At 58.5% G+C, this 9680-nt stretch carries 10 protein-coding genes and 1 pseudogene; 3 read left to right on the top strand and 8 right to left on the bottom strand.

Features of this window, described 5'->3' with window-relative positions:
• Positions 1 to 86: 86 nt before the first annotated feature.
• From AC1Q5S_RS12165 to AC1Q5S_RS12140, 6 genes and pseudogenes are all read right to left on the bottom strand, one after another.
• Positions 87 to 352, bottom strand: a pseudogene (locus AC1Q5S_RS12165) (IS481 family transposase); the annotation flags it as partial.
• A gap of 57 nt (positions 353 to 409) precedes the next feature.
• Positions 410 to 715, bottom strand: a complete 306-nt coding sequence (locus AC1Q5S_RS12160; protein WP_036993197.1) for an ArsR/SmtB family transcription factor — start codon at positions 713 to 715, stop codon at positions 410 to 412.
• Between the two features lie 134 nt (positions 716 to 849).
• Complete coding sequence (locus tag AC1Q5S_RS12155; RefSeq protein WP_036993199.1) at positions 850 to 1833, bottom strand: LLM class oxidoreductase; 984 nt, start codon at positions 1831 to 1833, stop codon at positions 850 to 852.
• A 66-nt stretch (positions 1834 to 1899) separates the two neighbouring features.
• Entirely contained in the window at positions 1900 to 3024 is a 1125-nt protein-coding gene (locus AC1Q5S_RS12150) for an alkene reductase (protein ID WP_177173367.1), read from the bottom strand.
• A 165-nt stretch (positions 3025 to 3189) separates the two neighbouring features.
• Complete coding sequence (locus AC1Q5S_RS12145; protein ID WP_066694822.1) at positions 3190 to 3420, bottom strand: aldehyde dehydrogenase family protein; 231 nt, start codon at positions 3418 to 3420, stop codon at positions 3190 to 3192.
• Between the two features lie 183 nt (positions 3421 to 3603).
• Positions 3604 to 5028 carry an aminotransferase-like domain-containing protein gene (locus AC1Q5S_RS12140; protein ID WP_269498169.1) on the bottom strand — a complete coding sequence of 475 codons (1425 nt, stop codon included), beginning with the start codon at positions 5026 to 5028 and terminating at the stop codon, positions 3604 to 3606.
• 216 nt (positions 5029 to 5244) lie between these two features.
• Here AC1Q5S_RS12140 and AC1Q5S_RS12135 point away from each other — a divergent pair, with 216 nt between their 5' ends.
• Entirely contained in the window at positions 5245 to 5490 is a 246-nt protein-coding gene (locus AC1Q5S_RS12135) for a cytochrome ubiquinol oxidase subunit II (RefSeq protein ID WP_039964627.1), read from the top strand.
• An 8-nt stretch (positions 5491 to 5498) separates the two neighbouring features.
• Entirely contained in the window at positions 5499 to 6389 is an 891-nt protein-coding gene (locus AC1Q5S_RS12130; RefSeq protein ID WP_269498167.1) for a LysR family transcriptional regulator, read from the top strand.
• Between the two features lie 24 nt (positions 6390 to 6413).
• Here the strand turns inward: AC1Q5S_RS12130 and AC1Q5S_RS12125 are convergent, their stop codons facing one another.
• Positions 6414 to 6707: a helix-turn-helix domain-containing protein gene (locus tag AC1Q5S_RS12125; RefSeq protein ID WP_003460387.1), complete on the bottom strand. Its 294-nt coding sequence runs from the start codon at positions 6705 to 6707 to the stop codon at positions 6414 to 6416.
• 106 nt (positions 6708 to 6813) lie between these two features.
• Here AC1Q5S_RS12125 and AC1Q5S_RS12120 point away from each other — a divergent pair, with 106 nt between their 5' ends.
• Positions 6814 to 7455, top strand: a complete 642-nt coding sequence (locus AC1Q5S_RS12120) for a substrate-binding domain-containing protein (protein ID WP_003460389.1) — start codon at positions 6814 to 6816, stop codon at positions 7453 to 7455.
• 55 nt (positions 7456 to 7510) lie between these two features.
• Here AC1Q5S_RS12120 and AC1Q5S_RS12115 read toward each other — a convergent pair whose 3' ends face one another.
• Positions 7511 to 9451: a tyrosine-type recombinase/integrase gene (locus AC1Q5S_RS12115; protein ID WP_039964628.1), complete on the bottom strand. Its 1941-nt coding sequence runs from the start codon at positions 9449 to 9451 to the stop codon at positions 7511 to 7513.
• Between the last annotated feature and the right edge of the window lie 229 nt (positions 9452 to 9680).

Raw genomic sequence — 9680 nt, 5'->3', positions numbered from 1 at the left:
AATTGCGCCAGGAACCATCGACGGACCAGGCGCTTTATTGCGAATAGGATGGGGACGGGAATACAGGGGCAACATCACAGATGCACCAGCAGGTCGTCCAAGGGAAGCAGGGTGCGGCGCCTGAAATCGACCACCATCGCTTCTTCAGCATCCGAGAGCCGGACGCTACATGGTTTGGCAGGCCCCATGGGTTTGTCTGTTGTCGTCGAGCGCGAACCCCACTTGGCTACGGTCTTGACGTTCAGTCCGTAGCGGGCGGCAAGGGCGCGCGTCGACTCTTGCGACGCTTGGAGCTCGGCTCGAACTCGCGGGGCGGTGTTGTGCGGGCTGAGCCATGAAGACCTGTTGCCATAGCGCATCCTCCTGATGAGGGCTCAAGAATGCACCATGACTTCGTGGGACTGCACACCTAGATTCTTTCTTGCAGCGCCTTGAGGAAGGCATCGATATTCTCATCGTGGCGTTTGTAGTAGGTCCAAGGGCCGATCCGCTGCGATGTCACCAATTGCGCGCGCTGTAGAGCTGCGAGATAAAGCGATGTCGTTGACTGCGAGAGGCCCGTGCGCTCTTGGATGATACTGACGCACACGCCTACCGTTTCTGGGTCGACCTCCTGCCCGGGAAAGGCTGTCCTGGGATCCTTGAGCCAATTGAGGATGGTAAGGCGCATCGGGTTCGCCAATGCTTTCAGGGCTTCGTTGACGTCAATAGTCATGAATTTTTTATACCTACTCTTCCGATATCTGGATATCTTCCTGATTCACGCAGCAAATTGGAAGGCTTCACCATGATCTCCGCGCCTGCCCTTCGCAGTGATGGGCAGGCTTGGACTGGAATCCTATTGTCCTGTCAGGTAGGACTATCGGACACCTGTGCGCCGAATTGCGGGACGATATGTTTGCCAAGTTCCTCGATAACCTCTGCTGCGGGGCGTTTACCATACTTGAGGTTCAGGATGACGTGATCTACACCGATTTCCTGAAGTGTATCCAGCAAGGCCAGAAGATGGTTACGTCCCAGTCGAAATCCTAGATGGATAGGCGAGGGCGGCGTGGATGGGTGTTCGTCCAGGTCGATATACAGCGATTGCAAGAACGGCTTGTAGATAGTGCCACATTGTTTAGCCGTTTCCTGTCGCCAATCTTCCACGATGAGTCGCTGTATTTTTGGCGGACGTGGATAGTTGATCCATCCATGGCTTTCACGCGCGATCCAATCGAGCGACTGGCGGCTATGTCCGGTTACGAATAGCGGTATTTCCCGAGTCGTAGGTTTGGGAACGAGATCGGCCCCCAGTAACTCACCGTGACTCCAGCGAATGGGCTCGAAGTGTGTTCGATGGGCTTGGCGTATCACATTGAGGTTTTCTTGAAAGGTCTCGCCGCGCTGTTCTGGATCAACGCTGAATGCGGGAAACTCCACGGGACGATCGCCAGAGGCTACTCCCAGGAGCAAGCGCCCTCCACTCAACTGATCAATGCTCGCTGCGGCCTTTGCCGTGTGCAAGGGATTACGCAAAGTAAGGGCGATGGAGGCGGTGCCTAGTGCGATTTTTGTTGTATGGGCTGCCATGTAGCCCAGATACACCCAAGGGTCGAAAACCTGGCCGACATCGCCGAAGCTTGGGTCCCTGAGCGGCACGTCGCGAAACCAGAGCGCCGAAAAACCAAGTGCCTCTGCACGTTTGGCCAGCGCGACCTGATCCAGCATGCGCGGTGTGTCACCCTCGAAAGCCTCCAGGGGAAAGAACAGCCCAAGGCTTAGATGACCCTGCCTGAAGGTCCGTTTGAATCCCCTATGCTCTTGGTAGGGAGTCGTGCTCGGTTGGTACATGCTTAACTTCCTCGGTCAGCAAACGCTGAGCCACGCCCCTGAGTTATGGGGCGTGGCACTGAGCGCTTAGGGTGTGTAAGTAGGGTAGTCGGTGTAGCCCTTATCGGTACCGCCGTACATGCTGCTTGGATCAAGTGGGTTAAGCGGCCAGTTGTTGGCGATACGCGCGGGCAGGTCGGGGTTCGCAATGAAGGGGCGACCAAAAGCGATCAGGTCGGCCCAGCCAGCTTTTATCACGCGATTTCCTCGTTCAGCGGTGTACTTGCCGGCATAGAGAATCTTGCCGCTGAAGGTCTTACGAACAGCTTCCCGGAACGTCTCGGGCAGCTCGGGTGCGTTTTCCCAATCGGCTTCAGCGAGCGACAGGTAGGCAATGCCCACTTCCTCGAGGATCTTCACTGCCTCGATGTAGGTTTGGTGAGGATCTTCTTCGACCAGGCCGAGGTAGACGCGGTCTTCGTCTGTGGTCGCGAACAGCGGGGCGAAGCGAACGCCAACGCGCTCCTTGCCGACCACACCAGCAACGGCGAGGGTGATTTCGCGCAGGAAGCGAAGACGGTTCTGCAGCGAACCGCCATATTCATCATCACGCTGGTTGGTATGCGCCGAAATGAACTGGTTTACCAGGTACCCATTCGCGCAGTGAAGCTCCACCCCGTCAAAACCTGCGTCCAAAGCATTTCGGGCTGCTTGGGCGTACAGCTCAACCAGTTCCTTTACCTCCTTGGTGGACAGGGCTCGTGGGGTCGAAGGGTCGGCCAGTGTACCCGTGCCGGGGCCAGTTTCGATGAACACCTTGACGTTGTCCGCGCGGATGGCTGATGGCGCCACGGGCGCTTCGCCACCGGGTTGCAGCGATGTGTGCGACACGCGGCCTACATGCCAAAGTTGAGCAAAGATCACCCCTCCTTCGGCGTGAACAGCGTCGGTGACCTTACGCCAGCCTTGTATCTGTTCCGGGCTATGAATGCCGGGTGTCCAGGCATAACCCTGTCCTCGGGGTTCAATCTGTGTGCCCTCGGTCACCATGAAGCCAGCACCGCTGCGCTGACGGTAATAGGTAGCCATCAGGTCGTTCGCAATATTGCCGGGTTGGGAGCTGCGCGAACGCGTCAGTGGCGGCAGAACGATACGGTTCTTGAGGGTGTATGGGCCCAGCTGAGTGGTTTTGAAAAGTTCTGATTGTGTCACTTCATTTACCTGCATATCTAAATTATTAGATGTCATAAGTCAAAGAACATGGATCAACGAGGTCAGAAGAGCCTAGCGGTGCTTCGTTGAGGCTGACGTAGATATTCTTCTTCTGGCTGTAGGCTTCCAGCATTGACTTGTGAGTTTCCCGTACTAGGCCAGATTTCATATAGCCACCAAAGGGGCATGGGCAGGGATCTCATGATAGGTATTTACCCACATACGTCCGGTTTCCACCGCGCGTGCCAAACGTAACGCACGGTTGATGTCTTGAGTCCAGACTGCACCGGCTAGGCCGTACTCGGAGTCGTTGGCCATGGCGATGACCTCTGCTTCATCCTTGAAAGGAATCACGCACTGAACAGGGCCGAAAATTTGCTCGTAGGCTACGCGCATATCGTTGCGAATACCGGCCAGGGAAGGTGATTCGGATGGGTATCGCTGGAATCTTTCATAGGGCTACCTCCTGAGGTTTCTAGCGCGGGCTACGAGTCAATACTATTCGCGATATCTGCATATGTCAATATGTCGCTACTGTTCCCGGCACCTATGCATATTTTTCCGAGGTCGAGCAGTTCGTTAGACGATCACAGACCTTGCAGTAGCTACGTCGGCAAAGCCAAGAATTTCAGAGAGCTTTTCCAGCGCAGTCGTCAAGCTTGCTTGGTCGCTGGCGCCTCCAAGGGAAAGGCGAATGGCGTTGGGTGCCGGCTCTTGTACGCAGAAGGCATCGGAGTTCGCTACGCCCAGTCCCTGTTCTTGGGCGGTCTGGATCAATCGGTACTGAGCGAGCTTCTCGGGCAAGGCTAGCCAGAGGTGCAACCCGTGCGGGTGCGCATGCAGGATGCCCGGCAGAATCCGTGCGGCAAGCTTTTGGCGCTGCTCGAGCTCACGCCTGATCTTCTGCAACATCTCGCGCGCCTGACCGTTGCGAACCCAACTGGTGGTCATTAAAACCATGCTCTGGCTGGTCATCAAAGTAATGGCGCGCAGCGCATCCAGCATCGGCTCCATGGGCCTTGCCTCGGGCATGACGACATAGGCGGTTCGCAAGCCAGGCGCGAGACATTTCGAAAGCGTAGAGATATAGAAGACCGCCACCTTCGCGGAGCGTCCCGCCAGCGTTGCCAGCGGCGGCGGTGCGTCGCCTGCCAGGAGCCAGTACGGATCATCCTCGATGACTGCAGTCCCGTATCGAGAGGCAACCGCGTAGATCGCCTCGCGCCGTTCGACGGACATGGTCGTGGCGGTTGGGTTGTGGATGGTGGGAACAAGGTAAATGAACCTTGGACTCTGCGTTTTACACACCCTGTCTAGGTCGTCGGGACGCATGCCTTCGTGATCTGCAGCCACCGAGACAACGGTTCGTTGTAGCACACGGCCTGCGGCTAAAAGTCCTGGGTACGTCAGGTTCTCCGCGGCAATCACGTCGCCAGGCTGCGAATAGGCTAGCAGAATCGCACTCAGCGCCGATTGAGCCCCCGGACACACCAGGATTCTGTCGGGGCTGATGCGTCCCAACACTGGTTCCAACCAAGTTGCCGCCGCCTCGCGATCGGTCTTCGAGCCGGCACCGACGTGATAGCTCATCAAGGTGCCATCACTGAGCTGTTCCTGGGCGTACGCCATGCCCGTCTGTATCATCCGTCCGAATGCATCGCTACCCAACAGAGGGGGGATGTTCATACCGAGGTCGACGGTTTGATCCCTCTCAGCCAACGAGTTGGCGATGTAAGACCCGCCGGCGCCGTGAGCATCGAGCAGCCCCGCATGACGCACTTCGGTGTACGCGCGCGTCACCGTTGTTAGGTCGACACCCATCGTCTGCGCCAGGTCGCGCTGCGGCGGCAGCCGATCTCCTGGGCGCAACACCCCATCTCGTACCGCATCAACGATCTGGCGGGCTATCTGCTGGTAGCGCGCCCCGGCCCCGTCCTGGAAAGGCTGAATCCAGGCTTTGTTCGCCTTCTTGAGCTTACGACCTAACTGCGGATTGTTGTTCATGGGTGAAATCTTGCCCCCTTTTTAGTTCCAATCCATGCAAACATACCATACAATACTGTCGTTGCATGGATGCCTCTGGATTGTTGTATGGATACGAGCTCGCACGAGCGGCCTCAACTGACTGATTTTACCTTCCATGCAATACCGCGTACAGGCGCATTCAAGCCGACATGTACGCCTACGTTTGGTGGCACATCACTTCGAGAAGGTCTGGGCATGATGAAAACTTGCTGGAACCGTATCCGCTATCCGCTCACAGCGTTGGCTGTGCTGAGCCTTTCCGGATGCGACTGGGTACTCTTTAACTCAAAAGGGGCGGTAGGCATCGCCCAGCGCGACCTGATCATCCTTTGTATCGCGCTCATGATGATTGTCGTTGTGCCAGCAATCGTCTTGTCTTTTTATTTCCCCTGGCGATATCGATCGACCAACAAGAACGCGACCTATGGCTCTAACGTGTAGATCACAACATGGACTTGCGACACTTACGTTGCTTTCTAGTTCTGGCCGAGGAGTTACATTTCACGCGGGCTGCCGAGCGCTTGCATATCGAACAGCCCCCTTTGTCTCGAGCCATCAAAGAGCTTGAGGAAGATTTGGGTGTTCTGCTTTTCGATCGGAACCGCCGAGGAACCGTGCTGACCTCAGCAGGCGCGACATTCTTGCAGGACGTTCGCAGGCTATTCACCATCTTGGAACAGGCGCGTGAGAACGCCAAGGCCGTCGGTTCTGGCTTGCGAGGGAGCATCCGCATCGCTATCTCGGACGGGGCAATCGATCCTCGGCTGTCGGCCTTTCTCGCACGTTGCCGCGTAGAGGAGCCGGAGATCGAAATCCGCCTATCCGAACTGCCTTTGGCCGATAATTTGCGTGGCCTGCGGTCTGGCGACTTCACGATTGGGTTCGCGCATACGGCGGATGTCGGTGAGGGCATTGTTGCCGAACCCATGTGGCATGACCCGCTGGTGATCGCAGTGCCAGCGCGGCACGAGCTGCTCGCCCACAAGGAGGTCCCTCTTCATGAACTGGGGAGTCACCCACTTGTGTTGTGTGATCCGCACGTATGCGAGGGCTATTGCCGTGAACTGGCACGCCTTCTTCGGTCGCTGGAACAAGAGCCCAATGTTGTGGAGCATGTGTCCTCACTGGACATGATGCTCACTCTTGTCGGCGCAGGCTTCGGCGTCGGTTTCACCACGGAGACCAGAATCGCATCCTGCCAACGGCCGGACGTGGTGATCCGTCCGTTGGCGCTGGCTTCGGCCGTGATCACGACCTACCTGCTTCGGCCTAGTGACGACAGCCTGCCGGCTCCGCTGGAGCGATTTATCGTTCGCCTACGCACCCATTTCGGTGGCTAACAAAGCTGCCCGCTGGAAATCCGCTCAAGAATCTGGGCCGAGACCAATATTGCGCTCTGTTGCAGTCATCAGTTCAGCAGAACTTATCCTGAGCGCAGTGGCTACTTTCAGTATCAGGGCCAGCGTGGGCATATGCTCTCCACGCTCGATTTTTCCCATGTGCGAGCGCTCAATGCCGGCCAAAGAGGCAAGCTCTTCTTGAGCGATCCCTCGGCCCATACGAGCGGCACGCACCGCTTGACCGAAAGCCTGTGCCGGCTCGGCTTTATAGGTGGTTGTGCCAGGGGGGCGGCCCCGTTGAACGCTACGCTTCTGCATTGGCAGAAGCGTCAAGCAATCAATGAAACTTAACCACGTTAAATTTAACTCTTTTGGTTATCATGTTGGCTCGCCTTTTTAACCCGATTGCTTATTGGGGGCTCTTATGCACGACGCCACCAGCCAGTTATCCCGCTTCAGGCTTGCTATCGCGCCGGGCGTACCGTCATCGCAACTTTCGCAGCTATTTGCGCTACAACGCGCGGAAGAGCCAGACATCACCCTCGCAATTTTTGAAGTCACGGGCGACGATCTGTATGAGGGCCTTCGAGAAGGCCGCTACGACGCAGGGGTGACGCTTCAGGGATTGAATGATCCGTCTCTAGCGAGTCAACCGTTGTGGACCGAGAACATGGCTGTCGCCGTGCCGCTGTGCTCCCCGTTGCTCGCCCATACCAAGCTCACGAGCGCCGAGTTGGTGCACTATCCTGTGTTTCGCTGGCAAGCAGAAACCTGCCCCCTGCTGGATCAGCGGCTATCTGCCCTCGTGCCCGTGGACGAGCAGAACATTCAGCGCGTGACTTCCTTCGAGATGATGGCGCTCTGGGTCGCGGCCGGCTATGGCATCGGGCTGTCCGCACAGCCCCGCATCCAACAAGCTTCTGGATGGGGAATCGGGATGCGAGCGCTATCCGATGGCCCTTACGAAGTCGTGACGCACCTGCAGCGACCCAGCGGACACGTCAACCCTGTGTCTGAGCGGTTCGAGCGAAGAGCGCTACAGGTCGCCCGAGCGAGCGTAGCCTGAGCCGGCAGCCAATGGCCGGGGCAACCCCGGCCATCGGGTCTTGTAGTGCCGACGTTTAGGCCCCTTCAAGCACCGCAGCGCGATCCATCAGCCGGCGAACGCTCTGCCGAACCTCGTCGGGAACAGGCCGCGGCGAGATAGCCTCGGGAGCATCCGCATCCTGTTGGCTGCCCGTGATGACTTGGACGACCACACCCAGATTGCTGGGCGTCACCATATCGATGGCGGCGCGGTCGCCCAGGTCCGGATGTGGCCGGGTCAACATGCGGTAAAGCTCCCACGAATCCGCCTGCGGGCACTGGGTCATGAGCACTCGGGCCAGCTTGTGCTTGAGCGGCACCAATTGCCAATCGGGAACACGCTGCCCCCGATTGCCCAGGCTGATGGACAGCAGCTTGCCCGCCTTCAGCTCGCGGTTGATCTGGTCCTTGGACTTCCCGGCCAGCTTGCCGAACAGGGGGACCGGCAGATTGTTCGGTGACTCGTACATGGCCAGCATTTCCTCGCGCTCGCGCTGGATTGCGGAGATTTCCAGCTCCGGTGCGTGGGTCGGAGGCAGCGGCACCTGCGACAGCCGCTGGAACGTGATCCCGCCACTGTTCGGGGTCACGACAATAGGCGTGGCCACCACGGGTGGGACGCTGGGAGAAGCGGGCTCGATCATCGTGGGAGGCGCGCCCACTGCTTCCTCCACTTCCGCCATCGCCGGCACCCCGTCGATACGGATAGTCAGGTGCGCGCTCGCGGCTTCCACTTGGCCCTGTTCGAGCAGGTCGAGGCGATCAGCCCAGTCCTGCATCATGCGGCGGCGCGGTTCCACGTACTTGGCGTGGTTGTAGGCCGAACTCACCTTGTTGGGGTCGGAGTGCGAAAGCTGCGCATCCACCCAAATCTTCGGGTAGCCGATCTCGTTGAGCGCCGTCGAGATGGTGCCGCGAATGCCGTGGCCGGTCAGGCGCCCCTCATAGCCCATGAGCTGCACTGCCTTGTTGAGGGTGTTCTCGCTGATGCGTTTCTTGAGTTCACTGCGATGCGACAGCAGGTACTTCTGCGCCGGCCGCATCACGCCCAAGAGGTAGCGCACGATCTCGATGGCCTGCAGGGACAGTGGCACGATGTAGGGCGGCACGTCCTGCGGCCGCTTGCCAGCCTTGCGCATTTCGTCCTGGAGTTGCTTGACGACCTGCGGCGGAATGATCCACAGGCCGCGGTCAAGGTCGAACTGTTCAGGTTCGGCCAACCGCAGTTCGCCCGTGCGTACCCCCGTCAGGAACAGTAGCCGGACGCCAAGCTGAGTCTGCCAGCCGCGCGGGTTGTAGAGCCGGAGCTTCTGAAGGAACTCGGGCATCTCGGGCAGATGGAGATAAGGATTGTGGGCCACCGGAGGCTTGGGTTCGGCCACCACGTCCAGGTCGGCGGCCGGGTTGACCTCCAGCCCCTCGGCGATGACCAGGGCATAGCGGAACATCTGGTTGAACCAGGTACGGACCTTCTCGGCGGTGGTGAACGCCTTGCGCTTCTCGATCGCCGCCAGGACGCCCAGGAGCTGGGGCCGGCGAATGTCGTAGATGGACATCTTCCCCAGGGTGGGTAGCACGTCCTTGTTGAAGATACGCAGGATCTGCGAAAGCGTACTTTGGCGGCCTTCCTTGAGTTCCTTGCGGCGATGCTCGACCCAGGCATCGAAGACGTTCTTGAAGGTGTATTCGCCGGCCAGCTTGGCCGCATGCCGACGCTGATCGCGTTCGATTTGGGGATCGATCCCCCTGGCGAGCAGGGCCTGGGCCTTGTCCCGCTCGGCGCGGGCCTCGCGCAGACTGAGGGCGGGATAGCCGCCCAGGGCCATGCGCTTTTGCTTGCCCAGCCAGGAGTAGCGGAATATCCACGACTTGCCGCCTGCGACAGAGACCATCAGGCTCAGGCAGTCGTTATCGTAGAGGGTGTAGCGTTTGCCGGTGGTCTTAGCCTGCCGGACGATCAGATCAGAGAGTGCCATTTCGAGGCTCCTAAGTAATGACTTAGGCCCTATGCTCGTCATGGTCCCCGCTCAGTCCCAGCAACTATCCGGAAGCCGCCTCACCCGTATTCCTGTGCCTAGATTGGCGCCTAAAAAAGGCTGGCTGTGGGTGGATTTCCGTGGCGCTCGCTGGAATGAAAAAAGGGGCCGAAGCCCCTCTTTTCAACGACTTACAGACGTCAGTAGAAGTCTGTAGATCATAACTTGG

It is taken from the genome of Acidovorax sp. GW835-FHT14B10, from assembly GCF_058793725.1.
This window is presented reverse-complemented; position numbering and strand designations above follow the sequence as displayed.

Coding starts and splice junctions, on each gene's coding strand:
- AC1Q5S_RS12160 (WP_036993197.1), bottom strand. CDS start 715: ATGACTATTGACGTCAACGAAGCCCTGAAAGCATTGGCGAACCCGATG.
- AC1Q5S_RS12155 (WP_036993199.1), bottom strand. CDS start 1,833: ATGTACCAACCGAGCACGACTCCCTACCAAGAGCATAGGGGATTCAAA.
- AC1Q5S_RS12145 (WP_066694822.1), bottom strand. CDS start 3,420: ATGCGCGTAGCCTACGAGCAAATTTTCGGCCCTGTTCAGTGCGTGATT.
- AC1Q5S_RS12140 (WP_269498169.1), bottom strand. CDS start 5,028: ATGAACAACAATCCGCAGTTAGGTCGTAAGCTCAAGAAGGCGAACAAA.
- AC1Q5S_RS12135 (WP_039964627.1), top strand. CDS start 5,245: ATGATGAAAACTTGCTGGAACCGTATCCGCTATCCGCTCACAGCGTTG.
- AC1Q5S_RS12130 (WP_269498167.1), top strand. CDS start 5,499: ATGGACTTGCGACACTTACGTTGCTTTCTAGTTCTGGCCGAGGAGTTA.
- AC1Q5S_RS12125 (WP_003460387.1), bottom strand. CDS start 6,707: ATGCAGAAGCGTAGCGTTCAACGGGGCCGCCCCCCTGGCACAACCACC.
- AC1Q5S_RS12120 (WP_003460389.1), top strand. CDS start 6,814: ATGCACGACGCCACCAGCCAGTTATCCCGCTTCAGGCTTGCTATCGCG.
- AC1Q5S_RS12115 (WP_039964628.1), bottom strand. CDS start 9,451: ATGGCACTCTCTGATCTGATCGTCCGGCAGGCTAAGACCACCGGCAAA.